20 protein-coding genes and 1 tRNA gene are annotated in these 21,779 nt (G+C 63.9%); 17 read left to right on the top strand and 4 right to left on the bottom strand.

What is annotated here, in order from left to right; all coding sequences use genetic code 11:
* Positions 1-606: Crp/Fnr family transcriptional regulator (locus tag ACK4R0_RS14275; protein WP_409675275.1), on the top strand; the 606-nt coding region annotated here is incomplete at its 5' end.
* Positions 607-1,154: 548 nt separating this feature from the next.
* Here the strand turns inward: ACK4R0_RS14275 and ACK4R0_RS14270 are convergent.
* The gene (locus ACK4R0_RS14270) at positions 1,155-1,640 is read right to left on the bottom strand and encodes an Hsp20 family protein (protein ID WP_409675272.1); all 486 of its coding nucleotides are present in this window, start codon (positions 1,638-1,640) and stop codon (positions 1,155-1,157) included.
* Between the two features lie 558 nt (positions 1,641-2,198).
* Between ACK4R0_RS14270 and ACK4R0_RS14265 the strand changes: the two genes are divergently transcribed.
* The 6 genes from ACK4R0_RS14265 (at position 2,199) to ACK4R0_RS14240 (ending at position 10,269) form a co-directional block, all read left to right on the top strand.
* Entirely contained in the window at positions 2,199-3,437 is a 1,239-nt protein-coding gene (locus tag ACK4R0_RS14265) for a lipoprotein-releasing ABC transporter permease subunit (protein WP_409675269.1), read from the top strand.
* Positions 3,430-4,104 (top strand): ABC transporter ATP-binding protein, encoded by a 675-nt coding sequence (locus ACK4R0_RS14260; RefSeq protein WP_409675266.1) that lies wholly within the window; start codon positions 3,430-3,432, stop codon positions 4,102-4,104. The genes ACK4R0_RS14265 and ACK4R0_RS14260 overlap by 8 nt, the downstream gene beginning before the upstream one ends.
* Positions 4,101-4,577, top strand: coding sequence for a glutathione peroxidase (locus ACK4R0_RS14255; protein WP_409675263.1), 477 nt, complete (start codon positions 4,101-4,103; stop codon positions 4,575-4,577). Before ACK4R0_RS14260 ends, ACK4R0_RS14255 begins: the two co-directional genes overlap by 4 nt.
* A 145-nt stretch (positions 4,578-4,722) precedes the next feature.
* Entirely contained in the window at positions 4,723-5,061 is a 339-nt protein-coding gene (locus ACK4R0_RS14250; RefSeq protein ID WP_409675260.1) for a hypothetical protein, read from the top strand.
* Positions 5,062-5,103: 42 nt separating this feature from the next.
* Positions 5,104-8,589: a DNA polymerase III subunit alpha gene (dnaE, locus tag ACK4R0_RS14245; protein WP_409675257.1), complete on the top strand. Its 3,486-nt coding sequence runs from the start codon at positions 5,104-5,106 to the stop codon at positions 8,587-8,589.
* A gap of 75 nt (positions 8,590-8,664) precedes the next feature.
* Entirely contained in the window at positions 8,665-10,269 is a 1,605-nt protein-coding gene (locus tag ACK4R0_RS14240; protein WP_409675254.1) for a long-chain fatty acid--CoA ligase, read from the top strand.
* On the opposite strand, the gene ACK4R0_RS14235 is transcribed toward ACK4R0_RS14240, so the two are convergent.
* Together ACK4R0_RS14235 and ACK4R0_RS14230 are read right to left on the bottom strand one after the other, a co-directional pair.
* Positions 10,266-11,045 carry an SDR family oxidoreductase gene (locus tag ACK4R0_RS14235; protein WP_409675251.1) on the bottom strand — a complete coding sequence of 260 codons (780 nt, stop codon included), beginning with the start codon at positions 11,043-11,045 and terminating at the stop codon, positions 10,266-10,268. The genes ACK4R0_RS14240 and ACK4R0_RS14235 overlap by 4 nt on opposite strands.
* Before the next feature lie 153 nt (positions 11,046-11,198).
* Positions 11,199-12,062 (bottom strand): class I SAM-dependent methyltransferase, encoded by an 864-nt coding sequence (locus tag ACK4R0_RS14230; protein WP_409675248.1) that lies wholly within the window; start codon positions 12,060-12,062, stop codon positions 11,199-11,201.
* A 41-nt stretch (positions 12,063-12,103) separates the two neighbouring features.
* On the opposite strand from ACK4R0_RS14230, the gene ACK4R0_RS14225 reads away from it, so the two are divergent.
* From ACK4R0_RS14225 to ACK4R0_RS14190, 8 genes are all read left to right on the top strand, one after another.
* On the top strand, positions 12,104-12,853 hold the full coding sequence (locus ACK4R0_RS14225; protein ID WP_409675244.1) for a ComF family protein: 750 nt from the start codon (positions 12,104-12,106) through the stop codon (positions 12,851-12,853).
* 61 nt (positions 12,854-12,914) lie between these two features.
* Complete coding sequence (grxC, locus tag ACK4R0_RS14220; RefSeq protein WP_409675241.1) at positions 12,915-13,172, top strand: glutaredoxin 3; 258 nt, start codon at positions 12,915-12,917, stop codon at positions 13,170-13,172.
* A 7-nt stretch (positions 13,173-13,179) separates the two neighbouring features.
* The gene (locus tag ACK4R0_RS14215) at positions 13,180-14,022 is read left to right on the top strand and encodes a carbon-nitrogen hydrolase family protein (RefSeq protein ID WP_409675238.1); all 843 of its coding nucleotides are present in this window, start codon (positions 13,180-13,182) and stop codon (positions 14,020-14,022) included.
* Positions 14,019-14,528, top strand: a complete 510-nt coding sequence (locus ACK4R0_RS14210) for a DUF1178 family protein (RefSeq protein WP_409675235.1) — start codon at positions 14,019-14,021, stop codon at positions 14,526-14,528. Before ACK4R0_RS14215 ends, ACK4R0_RS14210 begins: the two co-directional genes overlap by 4 nt.
* A 70-nt stretch (positions 14,529-14,598) precedes the next feature.
* Positions 14,599-14,675, top strand: a tRNA-Arg gene (locus ACK4R0_RS14205).
* Between the two features lie 194 nt (positions 14,676-14,869).
* On the top strand, positions 14,870-16,228 hold the full coding sequence (locus ACK4R0_RS14200; protein WP_409675232.1) for a methyl-accepting chemotaxis protein: 1,359 nt from the start codon (positions 14,870-14,872) through the stop codon (positions 16,226-16,228).
* A 28-nt stretch (positions 16,229-16,256) separates the two neighbouring features.
* Positions 16,257-17,783, top strand: a complete 1,527-nt coding sequence (locus ACK4R0_RS14195; RefSeq protein ID WP_409675229.1) for a protoglobin domain-containing protein — start codon at positions 16,257-16,259, stop codon at positions 17,781-17,783.
* Between the two features lie 118 nt (positions 17,784-17,901).
* Positions 17,902-18,942, top strand: coding sequence for a DUF2332 domain-containing protein (locus ACK4R0_RS14190; RefSeq protein WP_409675226.1), 1,041 nt, complete (start codon positions 17,902-17,904; stop codon positions 18,940-18,942).
* 42 nt (positions 18,943-18,984) lie between these two features.
* On the opposite strand, the gene ACK4R0_RS14185 is transcribed toward ACK4R0_RS14190, so the two are convergent.
* Entirely contained in the window at positions 18,985-20,037 is a 1,053-nt protein-coding gene (locus tag ACK4R0_RS14185) for a hypothetical protein (RefSeq protein ID WP_409675223.1), read from the bottom strand.
* A 251-nt stretch (positions 20,038-20,288) separates the two neighbouring features.
* On the opposite strand from ACK4R0_RS14185, the gene ACK4R0_RS14180 reads away from it, so the two are divergent.
* Together ACK4R0_RS14180 and ACK4R0_RS14175 are read left to right on the top strand one after the other, a co-directional pair.
* Complete coding sequence (locus tag ACK4R0_RS14180; RefSeq protein ID WP_409675220.1) at positions 20,289-20,852, top strand: DUF3828 domain-containing protein; 564 nt, start codon at positions 20,289-20,291, stop codon at positions 20,850-20,852.
* Positions 20,849-21,772 (top strand): hypothetical protein, encoded by a 924-nt coding sequence (locus ACK4R0_RS14175; protein WP_409675218.1) that lies wholly within the window; start codon positions 20,849-20,851, stop codon positions 21,770-21,772. The genes ACK4R0_RS14180 and ACK4R0_RS14175 overlap by 4 nt, the downstream gene beginning before the upstream one ends.
* Positions 21,773-21,779 lie beyond the last annotated feature (7 nt).

Genomic DNA, 21,779 nt, shown 5'->3' with positions numbered 1-21,779 from the left:
ATCATCCTGCGGGGCCACTTCGTGCGCTATCGCAAGGGCCAGGAAATCATGGGCCAGGGTGATGAGGGCGACAATCTGTTGATCATCCTGACCGGATTTGCCCGCGTCAGCATGGTCGCCAGCAACGGCCATGAGATTGTGCTGGACTATGCAGAGCCCGGCTATGTGATTGGCGAGATCGCGTTTCTGGATGGTGGATCGCGCACGGCATCGATCGAGGCGCTGACCGAACTCACCGCGCTGTCGCTGTCACGGCCGGCGTTCGAGGAAATTGCCGAGCGCCATGTAGCGATGCCACGGCGGATGCTGCGGGTGATGGCCAAACGGCTGCGGCAGGCCAATGACGTGATCGAGGCGGACCGCGCCTTCACATCGGGACCAAGGCTGGCGCGCTATCTGCTGCGCCTGATGGTTTCGGGGGCGAAGGAAGGCAAGCTCAAGCTGGACCTGAGCCAGAGCGAGCTTGGAACGTTCGCGGGATTGTCACGCGAACAGATTAACCGTCAGCTGTCGGCCTGGTCGGACGCGGGATTGATCGAGCTGGAGCAGGGCAGGGTGAAGATCATCGACCGCGACACGTTGCTGGAGATATCCGAAGCCGCCTGAGCCTGGCGCACATGTTTTTCAGTTTTCCGGGGTTGGGCAAGGTTAATGCGACCCGGCCGAACCCGGCCCCGGAGATAACCCCGCGCCCCAAGTGGCGCGGGGTGACCACATTCACGATTTTTCCGGGGTAGGGGTGCGGTAAATGCGACCCGGCCAATCCCCTGCTCCGGAAAAAGCAGCGTCCTGAGCGGGCGCGGAGGGCGGGCCTGCAACGGCTCGCCCTCTTCTGTTTGGGGTGGTTTGGCTTGTTCGGTGGAACAGTGCCCCATTTTGCCTCTCCCTTGATGGGAGAGGCAGCGAGACTTGGCAGCTTGCTGCCTTAATCGCAGCGGTGAGGGTGATGGTGCGGCTGGGTGTGCGGGGGCAGCATCGCACCCTTCGCTCAATACGGAGAGATCACCCCCACCCAACCCTCCCCCATCAAGGGGGAGAGCTTTAAATCGGTCGACCAGACGGGTTGTATTAGATGGCGCGCCAACAGCAAAAAGGGTGGGCCGTTGCCGACCCACCCCGTTGCAGTCTACCCTTTTACCAGGAACGTCGCGGCATCAGGCCGCCTTGACGTCGCCCTCTTCCTTGGCGTTGCCTTCGACCACCGACAGCTTGGGCGTACCGTTGCTGATCGTGATCTTCTTGGGCTTCATCGCCTCGGGCACTTCGCGGACCAGGTCGATGGTCAGCAGGCCATCTTCGAGTCCAGCGTCGCTTACCCGCACGAAATCGGCGAGTTCGAAGCGGCGCTCGAAGTTGCGGTTGGCGATGCCCATGTGGAGGAAGTTGCCGCGCGATTCGGTCTCGGCAGGCTTGCGACCCGATACCACCAGCAGGTTTTGCTGCGCGGTGATGTCGATCTCTTCAGCCTTGAAGCCCGCGACCGCAATGGTGACGCGGTAGGCGTCATCGCTGTTGCGCTCGATGTTGAACGGCGGGTAATTATCGCCCTGTGCAGCCCGTGCCTGATTTTCCAGCAAGTCGAACAGCCGGTCAAAGCCAACGGTCGTGCGGCGATAGGGGGTAAAGTCCAAACGGTTCATATCCAAAATCCTTTATAAAAGCGATTTCATAGGTTTGAAGCCCGCATCTGCGGCGCTCCGGCAACAGTGAACCACCCGGTTGGCGTGGCTCACAACCGCAAATTTAGGATCAGCAAGAACGGTTTCAAGAAGAAAAATTGCAGAGCCGAAGGGGCTGGCGTGTGCGGTCCTGGCGTCTGCTCCAGACGAAAAAAGAGCGTCCGGCCCCCAAGACCCGGACGCTCTTTATCAGGTCTCTTGTCGCGCGCATTTGGCATTTTCGCCAAGCTCGCAATATCAAGACCCTGGTAACCGCCGCTTTCCCCAAACCGACGGAAACTATCCCCGAACCCATGGCCGTAGCCGCTTGATCCGCGTTGTCATGATTCCGTAATGCGGCGTCGGACGCTAGGGTTATTCGCGACTTGCCTCCATTTTTGGTCCATTCTGTGTTCATTGTGCAACAGCCATGCGGCATCCGGCATTGTCAGTTCCTTATGGGCTGGCTAGAGCCATAACCCAATTGCAACCGCAGCCGACAAGGCCGCGCCAGCCATCCGAAAGGTCCGGTACACCTTTATGCTGTCCACATTCGAATGGACGATCGCCAAGCGTTATCTGCTGCCCGGGCGCGGCGAGGCGTTCATCTTTCTGGTCGCGGGTATCAGCCTGATTGCGGTGATGCTGGGCGTCGCCGCTCTGGTCATCGTGATGAGCGTGATGAACGGCTTCCGCGCCGAACTGCTCGACAAGATCGTCGGCCTGAACGGCCATGCGGTGGTCCAGGGCTATGGCGGGCGGCTGAAGAACTGGCAGGAAATTCTTGCCGAAACGCGCAAGATCGAAGGCGTCGTTGCGGCATCGCCGCTGATAGAGCAGCCGTTGCTGGTCAATTATGACGGCCGGGTCGAGGCGATCCTGGTGCGCGGCACCGACGCGCCCGATATCGCGGCGCTCAAGGACAAGACGGTGCTGGGGTCGATCTCGGAGCTCAAGGCAGGCGCGTCGAAGGTCGCGATCGGGTCGCGGTTGGCGCAGAACCTGGGCGTGCGCATCGGCGACAGCATCACCATCATCAATCCCGCAGGCCGTTCGACGCCGTTTGGCACCGTCCCGCGCGAAATCCTCTACGAAGTCGCAGCCATCGTCGAGATCGGGATCTACGATTACGACAAGGCGTTCGTCATCATGCCGATGCGCGATGCGCAGCTTCTGCTGCTGCTCGGCGACGAGGTCGGGATGATCGAGGTCACCACCCGCGACGCCGACAAGGTCCGCGAGATACTGGCTCCGCTCGAAGAACGGCTGCGCGGGCAGGCGATCATTTCCGATTGGCGCACCATCAACGCCTCATTGTTCGAGGCGCTGGCGGTGGAGCGGGTGGCGATGTTCATTGTGCTGTCGATCATCATCCTGGTCGCGGTGTTCAACATCCTGTCGTCGCTGATCATGCTGGTGCGCGCCAAGACCCGCGACATCGCGATCCTGCGCACGATGGGAGCGAGCCGAAAGTCGCTGCTCAAGATCTTCATCACCGTCGGCCTGATCATCGGGTCGCTGGGCACGCTTGCCGGGCTGGGGCTGGGCTTCGTCTTCCTCCATTTCCGGCAGAGCATTGTCATGTTCGTCCAACTGGTCACCGGCCAGGAACTGTGGGACCCGTCGATCCGCTTCCTGACCGAACTGCCCAGCCGCACCGATCCGATGGAGGTGCTGGGGATCACCGCGATGGCGATGATCTTCAGCTTCCTTGCGACGCTCTATCCGGCGCTCAAGGCGTCCTCGACCGATCCTGTGCAGGTGTTGCGTTATGAGTGATGCGGTCATCTACTTGAACGGCGTTCGCCGCAGCTTCGTGCAGGGCGGGGTGACCATCGACGTGCTCAAGGGCGTCGACCTTGCGGTGGCGCCGGGCGAGATCGTCGGCCTGCTCGGACCGTCGGGATCGGGCAAGTCGACGCTGCTGCAAGCGGTCGGCCTGCTCGAGGGCGGGTTTACCGGATCGATCCGCATCGCTGGCGAGGAGGCATCGCAGCTGAACAGCAACGGTCGCACGCTACTGCGCAAGACGGCGTTGGGCTTCATCTATCAGTTCCACCATCTGCTGCCCGATTTCACCGCGCGCGAAAACGTCGTGCTGCCGCAGCTGATCATCGGGCAGACCCGCGCCGCCGCATCCGACCGTGCAGCCGAACTGCTGACGCGGTTGGGATTGGGGCAGCGGCTCGACCATCGGCCGACGCAGCTTTCGGGCGGCGAACAGCAGCGGGTGGCCGTCGCCAGGGCACTGGCCAACCGGCCAAAGGTGGTTCTGGCCGACGAACCGACCGGAAATCTGGACGAGGCGACCGCAGACATAGTGTTCGCAGAGTTCCTCCATCTTGTAAGGGAGGAAGGCAGCGCGGCATTGGTGGCCACCCATAACGAAAGACTGGCCACGCGCATGGACCGGGTTGTCCGCCTGCACGATGGAAGGATCGCATGAACGTTTTCGAATTCACGATGCCGCTGCCCGATGGCAGCACCAAGCCGCTTTCGGAGTATGAAGGGCAGGTGCTGCTGATCGTCAACACGGCATCGAAATGTGGGTTTACGCCTCAGTATGAAGGACTTGAGGCGCTGCACCGCGAGTTCAAGGACCGTGGGTTCGAGGTGCTGGGTTTCCCTTGCAACCAGTTCGGCGCGCAGGAGCCCGGCGACGCGGAAGAGATCAGGAATTTCTGCTCGCTGACCTATGACGTCACTTTCCCGCTGTCGAAGAAGATTGCGGTGAACGGCGAAGAGGCCGACCCGCTGTGGAAGTATCTCAAGAGCCAGCAGGCGGGCCTGATGGGCAGCCGCACGATCAAGTGGAACTTCACCAAGTTCCTTGTCGACCGCAAGGGCAACGTCGTCGCGCGCTATGGATCGATGATCAAGCCCGAGCAGCTCAAGGCGGATATCGAAAAGCTGCTGTAACCGGGGACGGTTTAAAGGCGAATTTCCTGCTATGCTTTTTCGTCATTCCCGCGAAAGCGGGAATCCCGCTATTATGGCACCGGACCGCTGAAGCGGGACCCCCGCGTGCGCGGGGGTGACGAGCAAGTGACAGGGGAATATGGAAATGATCGAAGCCATCAGCACCTGGGCCAACGCACTCGGGGCGCAATATGGCGTCAATCCGTGGATTTTCGCGTCGATCTATGTCGGCGCGATCCCGCTGTTTCTCGCCAGCATCGCCTGGCTCGTGCGCAATGCGCGCGCAGGCAAGCCGACGCTGCTGCCGGTGATGTGCGCGGGCGCGTGCTTCGTCTCGGCCTATGTCTATCTGGCGATCGTCGGCAAGGACATTCCGCTCTGGGTATGGTTCTTCCTCGGCGCGCTGATCCTGTACGGCATCTGGTCGACGGTGCGCGATGTGCGGCGCAAGATTGCCGCGCAGGATTTATCCACCGGCGAGTGATCCTGCTTCCAAGAATCGCGATGAAGGCGATACCAATACCCTATGGCCTATGAACCCTTCGTCCCGCTTCGCGTATTCTCGGCATACACCATGCTCGAAGGCGCGATCGAGCCCAAGGCGATTGCCAAGACGGCGCACGCGCGCGGATTTCCGGCGATCGCACTGGCGGACCGCAACGGGCTGTATGCCGGCATGCAGTTTGCCGATGGCTGCATGGAAAGCGGCATCCAGCCGATCGTCGGCACCTTGCTGTGCGTGGCGCGCCCGGATGTCGCAGGTTCGGCGCCGGTGCTCGACTGGCTGGCGCTCTATGCCCAGAACCCGCAAGGCTATGACAATCTGTGCGATCTGGTGTCGCACGCGCATCTCGACCGCCCGCTCGAGCTTCCCGCGCACGTGCCGTTCGAAAGGCTCGAAGGCCGCACCGAGGGTGTGATCGCATTGACTGCGGGCGGCGAGGGCGCGCTGGTTCGCCTGCTTGCCGCTGGCCAGGCTGACGCTGCCGAGGCCTATTGCGACCGGCTGCAAAGCCTGTTCGGCGACCGGCTGTATATCGAACTTTGCCGCCGTGGTGAGGAGATCGAGACGCTGGCCGAGACCGCGCTGCTCGACCTTGCCTATGCGCGGGGCCTGCCGATCGTCGCCACCAACCCCGCCTGCTATTCGGACCCCGGTTTCCACGCGGCGCATGATGCGATGCTGTGCATTGCGCGCGGCGAATATGTCGGCGCGGCCAACCGCGTGCGCAGTTCGCCCGAGGCGTGGATCAAGTCCGCGCCGATGATGCGCGAACTGTTCAGCGATCTGCCCGAGGCATTGGTCAACACGATAGTGGTGGCGCAGCGCTGCGCCTTCGCCCCGCCCAAGCGCAAGCCGATCCTGCCCAGCCTTGCAGGCGACCTCGAGGGCGAGGCCGCGCAGCTGCGCGCCGATGCGTTCGCCGGGCTCGAGATGCGGCTGTCGACCTATACCGACCAGAGCGAGGAAGAGCGCAAGGTCTATTTTGCGCGGCTCGAGTTCGAGGTCAACGTGATCGTCGGGATGGGTTTTCCGGGCTATTTTCTGATCGTGGCCGACTTCATCAAATGGGCCAAGGATCACAACATTCCGGTGGGGCCGGGACGCGGTTCGGGTGCGGGCTCGGTCGTCGCCTGGGCGCTGACCATCACCGATCTCGATCCGCTCAAGCTGGGGCTGCTGTTCGAACGCTTCCTCAACCCCGAACGCGTCTCGATGCCCGACTTCGATATCGACTTTTGCGAAACGCGGCGCGGCGAGGTGATCCGCTACGTCCAGGCGAAATATGGCCGCGATCACGTCGCGCAGATCATCACCTTTGGTAAGTTGAAGGCGCGCGCGGTGCTGCGCGATACCGGCCGCGTGCTGCAGATGGGCTATGGCCGGATCGACGGGCTGTGCAAGCTTGTTCCCAACCACCCCACCGACCCGTGGAAGCTCGACCGCGCGCTTGCAGGCGTCGACGAGCTGCGTCAGCAATACCGCGACGATGCCGAGGTCAAACGGCTGTTCGACCTGGCGATGCAGCTTGAAGGCTTGCCGCGGCACAGCTCGACCCACGCCGCCGGCGTCGTGATCGGCGACCGTCCGTTGGCGCAGCTGGTGCCCTTGTATCGCGATCCGCGATCGGACATGCCGGTGACCCAGTTCGACATGAAATATGTCGAAATCGCAGGGCTGGTGAAGTTCGACTTTCTCGGGCTCAAGACGCTCTCGGTGCTGCACAAGGCGACCGAGATGCTGGCGAGGCGCGGCATCACTGTCGATCTCAGCACGCTGCCCTGGGACGATGCCGGGGTCTACGAGCTGCTCAAGCGCGGCGATACCGTCGGCGTTTTCCAGCTCGAATCCGAAGGCATGCGCCGTACGCTGGCGCAGGTGAAGCCGACCGCGTTCGGCGACATCATCGCGCTGGTCTCGCTCTACCGTCCGGGCCCGATGGACAACATCCCCAGTTTCGGCGCGCGCAAGAACGGCCGTGAGACGATCACCTATCCGCACCCCTTGCTCGAGGACATCCTCAAGGAAACCTATGGCATCATCGTCTATCAGGAACAGGTGATGCAGGCAGCGCAGGTGCTCGCGGGCTATTCGCTCGGCGATGCCGACCTGCTGCGCCGCGCGATGGGCAAGAAGATCAAGGCCGAGATGGACCAGCAGCGCGGCCGCTTCGTTGAAGGCGCGGGCCGCAACAATATCGACAGCAAAAAGGCCAACGAGCTGTTCGATTTGATCGACAAGTTCGCAGGCTACGGCTTCAACAAATCGCACGCTGCCGCCTATGCGCTGCTTGCGTACCAGACTGCCTGGCTCAAGGCGCATTACCCGCACGAATTCTTCGCCGCATCGATGTGCTTCGACATGCACCAGAGCGAAAAGCTCAACATCTTCGTCGACGATATGCGGCGGATGGGCGTCGCCTGCCTGCCGCCCTGCATCAATGCCAGCGAGGCGGAGTTCTCGGTCGAGGAGACAGCCGACGGCCTTGCGGTGCGCTATGCGCTGGCTGGCCTCAAGAATGTTGGCGAGAAGGCGATGGATGCCGTCGTCGCCTCGCGCGTCGCAGGTGGCGCGTTCGCATCTTTGGGCGAATTTGCCGACCGGGTCGATGCCGGGCTGGTCAACAAGCGGCAAATCGAAAGCCTTGCGGCTGCCGGTGCCTTTGACGGGTTCGAGATCGAGCGGTCCGCCGTCTATGGCGGGGCGGACATGGTGCTTGCGGTCGCCGCAGAGGCACACCGCCAGCGCACCAGCGGGCAGGGCGGTCTGTTTGGCGATGTCCAGCAACCGGGCCAGTCGCTGCGGCTCCCTGCATCCAAGCCCTGGGCGATGGGCGAGCGAATGACCCGCGAGCGCGACGCATTCGGGTTCTTCTTCTCGGCACACCCGGTCACCGAGTTCGAAGCGACCGCCCGGTCACAAGGCGCACGGCCTTACCAACAGGTTGTCGAGACGATGGATGTCCGCGTCGGCGAGCGCAAGACCGTCAAGGTTGCAGCGCTGGTAGAAGGCTGCAACCGGCGTCAGAGCAAGCGCGGCAACGCGTTCGTGATGGTCGATCTGTCGGACGAGAGCGGCCAATTCTCGGCCAGTTCGTTCGACGACGACATCGTCGCGGCCATGCCCGAATGGGCCAGCCAGTCCGCCTGCCTGCTGATCGAGCTCGAATTCGACCGCTCGAGCGAGGACCAGGCGCCACGTGCCACGATCCGCCGCGCGCAGCCACTCGACCAGATCAAGGTGACGCTCCGTCACCGGGCAAGCATCGACGTGCTGCGTCCCGAGGCGCTGACGCAACTCTCGCAGCTGGTGGGCGATCCCGGCGGCGGGCAGGACGAACTCCACGCCCGGCTGATCATGGGCAAAGGCCGGGTGATGCCGGTCAAGCTCGGCAACCGCTTCCGGCTGGACGCAAAGACGATCGAAGCGCTGCGGGCGCTCGACGGGATTGCGGTGCGCCATGTCGAATCCTTCGCCTCGCAGCGCCCCGAACTGCGCCTGGTGAGTTGACTTAAGCGCCGCTTCGGGGTTTCTGACCTGGATACAAGTGCGCCCCGCAATGTGGGCCATGGCCAGGAGAGACAGATGATTACCGGTGGAATGCAGGACTACGAACTTCGCGTGATGCGCTTGCTCGACCACGCCGAGCGGGAAAGCGGCACCCGCGAGATCGTGAGCCACTGGGCCGACGGTAGCCAGACCCGCACGCATTGGGCAGGCATCGCCCGCGACGCAAGACGACTGGCGAGCGCGCTGTCAGCAATGGGCGTGCAGCCTGGTGACCGCGTCGCCACGCTGGCGATGAACCACAGCCGCCATCTGGTCGCATGGTACGGCACGATCGGCATGGGCGGGGTGATCCACACGATCAACCCGCGGCTGTTCGAGGAGCAGCTCGAATACATCGCCAACCACGCCGAGGACAAGGTGCTGTGCTATGACGCGATGTTCCAGCCGATCATCGACAAGATGAGGGACCGCTGGACGACGATCGAGCATTATGTCTGCTTCGATCCGCATGCCGGATCGTCCGCTCAAGGCTTCGAGGCGCTGCTGGATACGGGCGATGCGGACTATCGCTGGCACGAAGGCTCGGAGCGCGATCCGTGCATGCTGTGCTACACCTCGGGCACCACCGGCAACCCCAAGGGCGTGCTCTACGAGCATCGCTCGACGGTGATCCACGCGCTCGCCGAAATGCAGCCTGCGGTGTTCAGCCTCTCGACGCAGGCCGTCGCGCTGCCGGTGGTGCCGATGTTCCACGCCGCTGCCTGGGGCCTGCCGTTCGCGGGCGCGGCAGCGGGGATCAAGTTCGTGTTCTCGGCGGTCAACGATCCTGCGGTGCTGTGCACGTTGATGAACGAGGAAAAGGTCACGCACTCGGCGGGCGTGCCCACGGTATGGCTGGCGATGTTCGCGCATATCGATGCCACGGGGCAAAAGCCTGAATATCTGCAGGTCGTCACCATAGGCGGGTCGGCTGCGCCGCGCGCGATGTGCGAGCGGATCATGAAGATGGGCGCGCGGATGAACCACGCCTGGGGGATGACCGAGACCTCGCCGATCGGCACGATGGGCGCGCCGTCGCCCGATTGGGACGATCTGAGCTTCGAAGCACAGCTCGACCTCGTCACCAAACAGGGCCGGGTTCCGTTTGGCGTCGAACTGCGCGTGGTCGATGAGGACGGCAACATCCTGCCCCGCGATGGCAAGACCAGCGGGCGGCTGCAGATCAAGGGCCCGTGGATCATCAAGCGCTATTTCAAGGCGGAGGAAGACGCGCTGACCGAGGATGGCTGGTTCGACACCGGCGATGTTTCGGTGATCCACCCCGATGGCGTGATGCAGATCACCGACCGCGCCAAGGACGTGATCAAGTCGGGCGGCGAGTGGATCAGCTCGGTCGATCTGGAGAACGCAGCCGTGGGCATGCCGGACGTGGCCGAAGCCGCGGCGATCGGCATGCCGCACCCCAAATGGGACGAGCGCCCGCTGCTGCTGGTCGTCGCCAAGCCGGGCACCAGCCCCAGCAAGCAGGCGATCCTCGACCACCTGACCCAGCACGTCGCCAAATGGTGGTTGCCCGACGACATCGTCTTCGTGGACGAGCTGCCGCACACCGCCACCGGCAAGCTGCTCAAGACCGCGCTGCGCGACCAGTTCAAGGATTACGTGCTGCCGACGGTCTAGCCGGGTGAGGCTGCCGATCCCGCCAGCAGCCCGCCGTCGATGTTGAACTCGCTGCCGGTGACATAAGACGATTCATCGGCGGCGAGCATCGCGGCGATCGCGGCGACCTCCTCGACCGTGCCGAAGCGCTTCAACGGCGTGTCGGCGACCATCGCGGCCATCCGCTCGGCGCGGTCGGGGCCGTCGCCCAGCATCGTCTCCCACATCGGGGTGAGGATCGCGGCGGGGTGGATTGAATTGCAGCGGATCTGCCAGCCCTGCTGCGCGCAATACAGCGCCACGCTCTTGCTGTGGTTGCGAATCGCAGCCTTGGACGAGGCGTAGGCGGCAGCGAGCGGAATGCCCACCAGCCCTGAGCGTGACGAGATGTTGATGATCGAACCGGTACCCTTGTCCTTCATCGCGGCGATGGCATAGCGGCACCCCAGGAACGTGCCGTCGAGATTGACGGCGTGCACCGCACGCCAGTCTTCAAGGCTGGCATGTTCGGGATCGTGCTGCGCGGCGCCATGCTCGAAGCCGGTGATCCCGGCGTTGTTGACCACCACGTCGGCAACTGGAACTGCGGCCTGCAGCGCAGCCCAGTCGGCTTCGCTCGCGACGTCGAGCTTGATGAACCTTGCGCCGATGTCAGCGGCCAGCGCCGCTCCGTCCAGTTCATCGATGTCGGTGATGACGACCGACGCGCCTTCCTGCTGAAAACGCCGCGCGATCGCCGCACCAATGCCCCGTGCCGCGCCAGTGATGACGCACAATTTGCCTGTCAGTCTTTGCATGTGTTTTTTCCGATATGATCGCGGGGGTGACGGGCACGTGTCCGTGCATGTGCCATCACGCAGGTGTCATGCCGCCTCAGCGGTGATGCTGGATCATGTCGATAACTCCTTGTCGGCGCGTTTTAGCACCGGCGTCACCGCACTGCAAACCGCTTAGCGCTTGGCCGATTTGTCGAGCACACCCGCCAGCGATGTTGTCGCGCTTCCGCGTTTTGCCGGCTTGGGCTGATCGGGCGAGGGGGCCCAGCCGCTCAGATACACGATCTCGAACCGCTCGGCCGTCTTGCCGTCCTCGTCCGCCGCCTTGGCGAAGGTCTGCAACGCTGCGATCAGCGCGCGCTTGCCCAGCGGCGGCGCGGCCGAGGTCAGCACGTTGGTCCAGCCATGGCAGCGCAGGTCGCGCACCAATGCGGGCAGCGAGGAATAACGCACGCTCAGCGTATCGCTGTCCGCCACCGGCATCGCAAAGCGCGCGCGTTGCAACAGGTCGCCCGCCGCGCGGACATCGATCTGCGGATGGATGTGCGCAGCGACCCCGCGTCCGGTCGCCTCGTCTGCTGTCAGCATCGCCGCCTTGAGCCGCGGCAGCGATCCTGCGCCGATCAGCGCTGCCATCATCAACCCATCGGGACGCAGGCTGCGGTTGATCTGGATCAGCGCGCCGGGAAGGTCGTTGACGCTGTCGAGCGTGCCGATCGCGATCACCAGATCGAACGATGCAGGTGCAAAGGGCAGCGCATCTTCGTCGCATTCGATATCGCGGCCAATCGGCCCGGCGAGCGTCACTTTCAACCCGCGTGCATCGAGCGCCGCCAGCAGCATCGCGGGCGCATGGCCGATCACCAGCGCATCGGCAAAGCTGCGGTTGATCCAGCCAAGCCGCTCGACGATCTCGTCGGCCATATGCTCGGCGAGGAAAGCGCCGCCATGCAGCTTGGCCATCTGCAACCCGCGCGCCATGGCCAGCCGACGCCGGTGGGCCGAGAACAGGATGCGGGGGGCGGGTTCGTCGCTCATCACGGCCTTGTGCCGGGGCATGGCCTGCGCGACAAGAGGGGATGAGCCTTGCCGTCTCTGTCCTCAAACCTTTGGTCGATCTGGTACTGCCGCCGCGCTGCCCCGGTTGCGGGGTGCTGGTGCAAGGCGATCTGCAGTTCTGCGGCGATTGCTGGGGCAAATTGCGCTTCATCAGCGATCCGGCGTGCGCATCGTGCGGCAAGCCCTTTGCCGATGGTCGCGACGATGATCTGGTCTGCGCCGAGTGCCTCGCCAAGCCCCCGCAGCACGACGGCATCAAGGCCGCGGTGCTGTATGACGACCTGTCGCGTTCGATCGTGCTGCGGCTCAAGCATGGCGGCAAGATCGGCCTTGCCCGGTTGGTGGCGCGGCATCTGGAGCGGCACCTGCCTGCAGACGGAAGCGATATCGTGTTCGTCCCCGTCCCGTTGCACCGCTGGCGGCTGTGGCAGCGCGGGTTCAACCAGTCGATCCTGATCGCGCGGGCGCTCGCGGCCAGGCGTGGATGGCCGGTCGAAACCGATGTCCTGCGCCGCGTCCGCGCGACCCCGCCGCTCAAGGGCATGACGCGCAAGCAGCGTGCCATCGCGGTGCGCGGGGTGTTCGCTATTCCCGCAAGCCGCCGCGCGCTGATCGCGGGCAGGCATGTTCTGCTGGTCGATGATGTCTATACCACCGGCGCTACGGCCAACGCCTGCGTCAGGCTGCTCAAGCAGGCGGGCGCGGCGCGTGTCACCATTTTTTGCTGGGCGCGGGTGCTGCGCGAAGGCGATGAGGCCGATACGCCCTGATCTCGGCGCGAATCTGCGCCAGGACGGTTGCAATTGTGCGAAATTGGCCCAAATATGAACCATGGCCAGGATCGAAATCTACACGAAGTTCACGTGCCCGTATTGCTACAGGGCAAAGTCTTTGCTGGACGCCAAGGGCGTCGCGTTTGACGAAGTTGAAATCTCGATGGGCGGCGAAAAGCGTGCCGAGATGATCCGCAGGGCGGGCGGGCGGTCGACCGTCCCGCAGATCTTCATCGATGGAAACCATGTCGGCGGATCGGATGAACTCGCCGCCCTCGACCGCGCCGGAAAGCTTGATCCGCTGCTGGGTCTCTGACACGCCCATGAAAATCGCCGTTCTCCAGATGAATGCGGGCTTCGATCCTGCGGAGAATGCCGCTGTGCTGACCGATGCGGTGGCGCGGGCGAAGGCAGGCGGCGCGGATATTCTTTTCACGCCCGAGATGTCGAACATGCTCGATCGCAACCGTGCGCGTGCCGCCGGGAACATCCGGCATGAGAATGATGACGGCACGCTGGCCGCAGTGCGCGCCGCTGCGGCAGAAGCGGGACTGTGGGTCCATCTCGGATCGCTGGCGGTCCGCGGTGATGGCGCGAGCGACAAATGGCGCAACCGCGCGTTCGTCATCGCGCCAGACGGCAATATCGCGGCGCGCTACGACAAGATCCACCTGTTCGATGTCGATCTTGCCTCGGGCGAAAGCTGGCGCGAATCCTCGGTCTATGCAGGCGGCGACCAGGCGGTGGCGGTGCAACTTCCGGGCGCGGTGCTGGGCCTTTCGATCTGCTACGACATCCGCTTTCCCGCCGTCTATGCCGCGCTCAGCCGCGCAGGGGCCGACATCGTCGCGGTTCCGGCCGCGTTTACCGTGCCGACCGGCGAGGCGCACTGGCATGTGCTGCTGCGGGCAAGGGCGATCGAGAGCGCCTGCTTCGTCGTCGCTGCCGCGCAGACCGGCACCCATGCCGATGGCCGCACCACTTATGGCCACAGCCTGGTGGTCGATCCGTGGGGTGACGTGCTGCTCGACATGGGTGATGCGCCGGGGTTGGCGTTCATGGATTTGCCAATGGGCCGCATCGCCGAAGTGCGCGCGCGCGTCCCCGTGATCGCCAACCGCCGCCCTGTCAGAGACGCCGTACTCGGGGGTGAGGGGGCGACATGATCGTCTTCGACCTCAAATGTGCGCATGACCATGTGTTCGAGGTGTGGTTTGCGTCGAGCCAGGCCTATGAGGACCAGCGCGCGCGCGGGCTTGTGGCCTGTGCGTTTTGCGGCTCGACCGATGTCACCAAGGCAGTGATGGCACCGCGCCTTAACGCCAAGGGCAACCAGCGGACAGCGCTACTCTCCACGCCCGGCGAACCGGAACCGGCAGCGCCAGCAACCCCCGCTGTCGCCGTCAGCAACGCCACCCCGCCGCCTGCGGATGTTGCCAAAATGCGCGCGGTGCTCAGCGCGCTGGCGCAAGCCCAGGCGAAGGCACTCAGCCAGTCGACCTGGGTCGGCGGCGATTTTGCCGATCGTGCGCGGGCGATGCACTACGGGGAAGAGGATCACGTGCCGATCCACGGGCAAGCGGACCCCGAAGAGGCCGCCGCGCTGATCGAGGAAGGCGTCGCGGTCGCTCCGCTGCCGTTCCCGGTGATCCCCCCCGACGCCCAGAATTGAACGGTCGCAGGCGATGCGGCACCGCAATCGCCGTTGCCTTGCCGCCCCGCGCTGGCTAAACAGCCCCGGCGCGCCCGTAGCTCAGCAGGATAGAGCATCAGATTCCTAATCTGGGGGCCACAGGTTCGAATCCTGTCGGGCGCACCATTTCCGGGCATAGCTGGGCGCAATCGCCCCTGGCTGCTGCGACGCTACATCAGCCCATACCGATGCAGCGCCTCGACCAAGAATTTGCTGGCCAACGTCACCCGCGTTTCGATGCGCCTCCTATAATAACAGGCAATGGAATTTGACGATCTGCAGCTCCTGGCGGCGGTCGCGCTGAAGGTGCCTCATCGATCATGGAATGGTTTACCCACGTCGCTCCCATCCGCACCAAGCTTCTCGTGGCCTTCGGTTCGATGGTCATGCCGCTTGCGCTCATCTGTCTGATCGGCCTGATCGCAGGCGATATGCTGATGGCGGGTGCAGGTTTCGTCGCAACGCTGGTCGCGGTGCCGCTGAGCGCCTTCTATCGGCGGACCATTGCGGATCCGTACGTCATCACCACGGTGCGGATGGAGGCGCTTGCCGCCGGAGATCTCTCATCGCCCATCCAGTTTATTGAACTCCAGGACTGCGTCGGCCGGATTTGCCGGGGCATGGCGGGATTTCGTGATGCCTCGGTGGCCCAGCAGGTTCAGGCACGGGAACAGGCGGAGGTCGTGCGAATATTGGCCGGGCATCTGGCAAGCCTGTCGCAGGGTGATCTGACCACGGAAGTCACCGCGGCCTTCCCACCCGAATATGCCGCGTTGAAGACCAATTTCAACGAAGCGGTGACAAGCCTTCGCCAGATGATCGCTGCGGTTTCGGTCAGCGCCGAGGCGATCGGGACAGGGTCCCGGGAAATCTCGCTGGCATCCGAGGATCTCGCCCGGCGGACGGAAAACACCGCCGCGAGCCTGGAAGAAACCGCTGCCGCGCTGGCGCAGATCGACCAACGGCTCAAGCAGGGCGCGCTGGCGGCGCACAAGACGGTCGAACGTGCCGATGCCGCCATCACGGTGGTCGGTGGCGGGCGCTCCATAACCATCGAAGCCGTGCAGGCGATGAGCCGGGTCAGCGAGAGCGCCAAGGGCATCGACAGCGTGATCGAAGGACTCGACAAGATCGCTTTCCAGACGCGCGTCTTGGCGATGAACGCGGCGGTCGAAGCCGGACGGGCCGGCGATGCCGGGCGAGGATTTGCGGTGGTGGCCGATCTCGTGAGCGCGCTTGCGATGCGCGCGGAGGAGGAAGCCAAGCTGGCACGCGACCAGCTGACCGTGACCCAGGCGGAAATCGGCACAGCTGTCCACGCGGTGGAGCGGGTCGATGGCGCGCTGGTGGAAATCACCGAAGGCGTGAGCGAGGTGCACGCGTTGCTCGGCAGCATGGCCGAAGACAACCAGACCCAATCCCAGGCGGTCACCGAGATCAATTCCGCGATCGCAACGATGGATCAGACCACCCAGCAAAATGCCGCCATGGTCGAGCAGACCAGCGCCGCGGCAAGCAACCTGATGAGCGAAGTCGATGGATTGAACAGCCAGGCCGCAGCCTTTGCGATCGACACCGGCCAACCGGCATCAGCGGCGGGGATGCCTGCGACTGCGCAGAAAGGCGCAAGACAGGCGCGCAGCCACGCACGGGGCATAGCCACCCGCGCTTTTGCGTGACCCCAGTTTTATCAAAGGAATAGCCTATATGCCCAATACCGAGATGACGTCGCGGCTCGACTTCGCAGGTTTCGACAGCAAGCAAAGATCATTGCTGGCCGCAGCCCGTTCGCGGATCGAGGCGATCATGCCGCGCGCGCTCGACCGGTTCTACACGCATGTGCGCAACACCCCGCAGACGATGCGCTTCTTCAAGGACGAAAAGCACATCGGCAGCGCGAAGGGCGCGCAGTCACGACATTGGAACCAGGTTGCCAGCGGTCAGTTCGACGACGCCTATTACGAAAGCGTGCGCCGCATCGGTGAACGCCATGCGTTGATCGGGCTCGAGCCGCGCTGGTACATCGGCGCTTATGCGGTGATGCTCGAGGAACTCTTCCGCGGCCTGTCGAGCGGATCGCGCCTCAAGCGCCTGCTGCCCGGTAAATCGTCCGACATCGAGCTGACGATCGCGGTCATGAAGGCGGCTTTGCTCGATCTGGAACTTTCGATAACCATTTATTTCGAGCGCACCAAGGCGTCGCAGCTCGTGGTGGTCGAGGCGCTCGAACGCGAACTCGGACGGCTGTCGCGCGGCGATCTCACCGCGAAGATCGATGCGGAGTTCGCCCCCGAATACGCCACGGTCAAGAGCAATTTCAACAATGCTATCAACGGCTTGCGTACACTGATCGCATCGGTTGCCGAAGCCGCAGCGACGATCCGCACCGGCTCGAACGAAATCGCCCACGCATCGGAAGATCTGGCACGGCGCACCGAAGCCAATGCTGCCAGCCTCGAAGAAACTTCGGCTGCAGTCAACCAGATGGACCAGCGGCTCAAGGCGACTGCCCAGGCAGCAACCCAGACGGTCGAACGCGCCAATGGTGCCATCGACACCGTGGCCAATGGCCGCCACGTCGCCGACGAAGCGGTCAACGCGATGAGCCGGGTCAGCGAAAGCGCCAAGGGCATCGATAGCGTCATCGAAGGTCTCGACAAGATCGCCTTCCAGACCCGCGTTCTGGCGATGAACGCCGCAGTCGAGGCAGGCCGGGCTGGCGAGGCGGGGCGCGGTTTTGCGGTCGTCGCCGATCTGGTCAGCGCGCTTGCGATGCGGGCCGAAGAAGAAGCGGGCCGCGCCCGCGACCAGCTCACCGCCACCCAGGACGAGATCGGTTCGGCCGTGAACATGGTGCAGAAAGTCGATTCGGCGCTGGCCAATATCTCGGGCGATGTCCGCGAGGTGCATGCTCTGCTCGGACGGATCGCCGATGACAACAACGCGCAATCGCAGACCATCGGCGAAGTCAGCAACGCGATCGGCACGATGGATCACGCCACCCAGCAGAACGCCGCGATGGTCGAGCAGACCTCCGCAGCAGCGCGCAACCTGGCAGGCGAAGTCACCAACCTTGCCGAGCAGGCGGGCCAGTTCAACGTCGGCGCGCCGGTGCGGCACAAGGCGGCAGGCAACGCGTCGGCGCGTTTCGGCGGCCCCACGCGCGATCTCCCCGCTGCAGCCGTGGCGGCTTTGGTCAGGCCCGATTCTGCAGACGAATGGAGCAGCTTCTAGAACGCTTCGCTAGGTGACGGAGCCATGGTTGCGCCGCCTCGCTTCTGCCGTGAGACCGGCTTTCGTGCGGGGCCGCGCGCCTGGTCTGGCAATATCCCATGTGCACGGGGAATTTGACATGAACATGATCGTGCATCCCGGTGGTCGCTCTGAATTGCGGCGCCAGGCGCAGCGCGCGCGCCTGCTCGGCTCGCCGTTTGTCGCAGAGGTTCTGGCAGCCGCTGAACGCCAGCTGGCGTATGCCCCGCGCACCGCCGCGCTGATTGGCAACTGGCAGGGCGATGCTGCTGCTGCCGCGCTGGGGCTGCGGCTCAATTCGGCGGTGCACGCGCTCGCCCGGCGTGGCACGCCGCCGGTGCTGCAGGCGCTCTTCAACCATTGCCACAATGATTTCGACGCTGCGCTCGCCACCGTGTTTCAGACCGAGGACCGGTTCATCGCCAACTGGATGCGCAACCCTACGCAGACCAACGAGGTCGGCCGTGCCGCCGCATTGGCGGCAGCGTTGATGGTCGTGCGTCAGGAAACCGGCATGCCCGCTGCGCTGATCGAGGTCGGTGCGAGTTGCGGGTTGAACCTCAATCTCGATCTTTATGGCTATGTGCTGGGCGGCACTGTTGCCGGCAATACCACGTCGCAGGTGCTCATCGCGCCCGTATGGAGCGGCAGCGCACCGCCCAGCCAGCCGCTTGAGATCGTCTCGGCGCGCGGCGTCGATCTCAATCCGCTCGATCCGCGCGATGCGGCCACGCGCGAGCGGTTGATGGCGTATGTCTGGGCGGACCAGCCCCGGCGCACCAACCGGCTCGAGCAGGCGCTCGACATCGCCCGCCATGCGGTGCCCGATGTCGAATGCGCCGATGCGCGGCCGTGGCTCGCCGAACGGCTCGCCGAACCGCAGGCTGCCGGAACCTGCCGTGTGGTGATCCACTCGATGGTGGTGCAGTATTTCACGCGTGCGGAGCGCAAGGCCTTTGGCAGGATGTTCCGCGAGGCGGGGCAACGGGCCGATGCCAAGCGCCCGCTGGCCAGGATCGCATTCGAGTGGAACCTCACGCGGCGGCAGGTGCACCTGACCTTGACGCTGTGGCCCCAGGGTTCGACCCGGCTGCTTGCGGTCTGTCACCCCTATGGCGACTGGATCGACTGGCGGGTGTGATCGCTGCGACGGAAGCTGAGCCCCACGCCTCGCGCTCCCCTCTCAGATCGCCTCGCCGATCCGCAACCAGTCGATGAAGACGTCATGGGCGGCATGGTCCATCGCGCCCGGTGCCGGGTTGCGCCTGCCGTTCAGCGATTGCCGAGGGGCAGGGGCGATGTCCTCGGCGCGGATGTCAAAGCGTCTGTAGAATGCGGACGCCAACTGCTCGCCGCTGCTGAAGCCATGTTCGCGGGCCATGCCGTCGATCGTTCCGGGCTGTCTGTTGGGCGAACGCAAAGCCGCATAGACCCGGTCCAGCCGCCGCTGGCGGACATATTTGAGAACGCCGCCCATCGGCTCGAAGGCGCGGTAGAGGCTGCTGCGCGATACCCCGATCATGCGCGCGACATTATCCACGCTCGTCGCGCTGCGCGGAGGCAGGCTGTCGAAGACATGCATCGCACGGCGCCGGATGGTCCGGTGGATCGCCTGGGTGTGGATCGGTGAGGTGACCGGGTCGCGCCCCAGAAAACGCTCGGCGATGATGAACGTGGCTTCGACCGCTGCAATGCCTTCGTCTTCGGAAAGGTCATTGCTGACCGTCGCAAGCATGAGCAGGTGCGAGCCAATCAGCCGCGCACCCGCGCTATCGCCCGGCAGCGTCAATCCATGAAAGCGCTGCCCGAGCAGCCAGGATGGCAGCATGTGGCGCGGCACGATAAGGTTGACGATATCGACCGCGCTCGTTTGCACCGACGAGGGGCGCGCCAGATCGCGCAGTTGGACCGACCCACCACCTGACCGGACCTCTCGGCCGTCGAAATCTCCGATGCCGTCCGACAGATTGACCACCATCATGACATGATCGAGCCCGGACTGGCGCACGCGCTGTGCATCCCGCACGAAGGTCTGACCGACCGATTGCCCGCGACCGATCACGCTCGCCCCAAAGCGGGTGACGTTGGTCTGGCTGGTAAAGCCCTTGCGCCCATCGTTCGCCACACCGACGACGTCGAAAATATCGGACAGTGAATCGCGGTATGTGTCGAACGCGTCGCTGCGCTGATCGGACGATGTCGACCACGCGATGGATAGCGGATGCTGAAGCGGCATGGGCAATTCGCTATCAAGGTTAATAAAAACAGACGCTTGGCACACTATCAGGCAAACACCAATGCAAAGCAGAGTTCAACGCAGCAATTCCGGGCCAGCCGGCATCGCATCCCACCGCACACCTGAACAGCCCGCTTGCAGCGCGGCGCAGTTCCAACAATGGGACTCCCGGGGCGAAGAATGCCGCTAACGACCACTATGGGGCCGGCACAGCAGCGCAGCGCCCTGGCAAATTCTGGAAGGTGAGGGCGATGGGTTTCAAGAGACGGATGGCAGTATCGGGCGTGATGGCCGCATATGCGCTTTGCCTGGCAAGCTGTTCGGAAGCGGCAACGTCGACATCCGACGAAACATCGCAGGACGCCGCCTTAGCATCAAAAGATGTCGCCCCCGCGTCGCAGCCAGGACTCGACCCTGCTATCCTGGCAGCCTCGCAAGGGTCGCTCGAAGCGTTCGTCCGCGCCGTTGTCGATCTCTACAAGGAGGGCAATGTCGCACCGGACATGTTGCCCGACAATCAGGCGTTCTTTTCCACCAGCACCAAGCAACTGATCGGCCGCGTCACCGCCAATGACGGGATGCCGTTCGGCGCCGATCCGTTCTGCGATTGCCAGGATTGGATGTCGCTCAAGGTCATCTCGGCCAAGGCAAGCATGATGGATGAAACCCATGCGTCGGTCGATCTGGTGATGGGCGGCGATCGAAATCTGTCGCAGCGCTACCAGTTGATCAAGGAATCGGAAGGCTGGCGGATCAGCGACATTATGCACCCCGAATACGGATCCATGGTCGCCCGGCTGGAGAGCATGGCATGATGGTCACCCATCGCTATCGCCTGATGCTGGCACTCGCCGCGCTGCCCCTCGCGGCGTGTGGCCTGCGGGTTGAGGAACCTGACGCCGCCGGCAGCGATGTTGTCGTCGGCATCATGGAAGAGCACATCGACACAACGACGGGCAAGCCCTCCGCCTTTGTGCGGGCAGCCTTCTACAAGGTAGGCGGCGCATGGAAGGCTTACGACCCGGCATGCGACCAGGGCGCCTGCTTTCCGCGCCAAACGACATGGACCGTCAGCCGCAGCGGCAAGGCGATTGGAACGGTGGAAGGCGTGACGCCCTCCGGATGGAGCACCATGGGCGATGTCGGTCGCCAGAGCCTGGCTGAAGGCGCCAAGGCTCCGTTCGTCGGGGAGCCGTCGGAAACGTTCTCCGGCTGGTCCGGCGGCAGCGTTCGCCGACCACTGGTCAGCGTTTCTTCCCCGAACGTGAGCGATCCTGGCGAGTGGAAACCGATGGCGGTGTCTGCAAACATGGCCAAAGCCCTTCACCAGCGGATACGCGCCAAGTTCCCCACGGCTCAGCGTTGCGCCAGCGCCGAGCAGACCGAACCTGCAGAATGGAAATATGCCGACAGCGACCTCGTCGTGGATGAGGCCTATTCCTCCGGCATTGGCTGGAAGATTGCACGCGTCGGCCTCAACCCGGATGCCTATCGGTGCGATGGCATGTTGCCGGACACGGGGGAAAGCGCGTTTTCAGCCCTCACGGTCGCTTTTGCCCCAGATGGCGAGCTGATCGATCTGGGCCATGACATGCGGCTGCTCGACACGGGCGATTACGACGCCGATGGCCGTTCAGAACTCGTGTTCATCTTCAGCCATTACAACAGCGACGGCTACAGGCTGTTCTCCGACGATTTCAACAAGAGCATCACGTTCGGATACTCTTTTCATTGAATGGCCG

The sequence above is a fragment of the Blastomonas sp. genome, assembly GCF_046294995.1.
Lineage (GTDB): Bacteria > Pseudomonadota > Alphaproteobacteria > Sphingomonadales > Sphingomonadaceae > Blastomonas.
The sequence above is the reverse complement of the archived record's forward strand: the minus strand, read 5'-3'. Positions and strand labels throughout refer to the sequence as shown.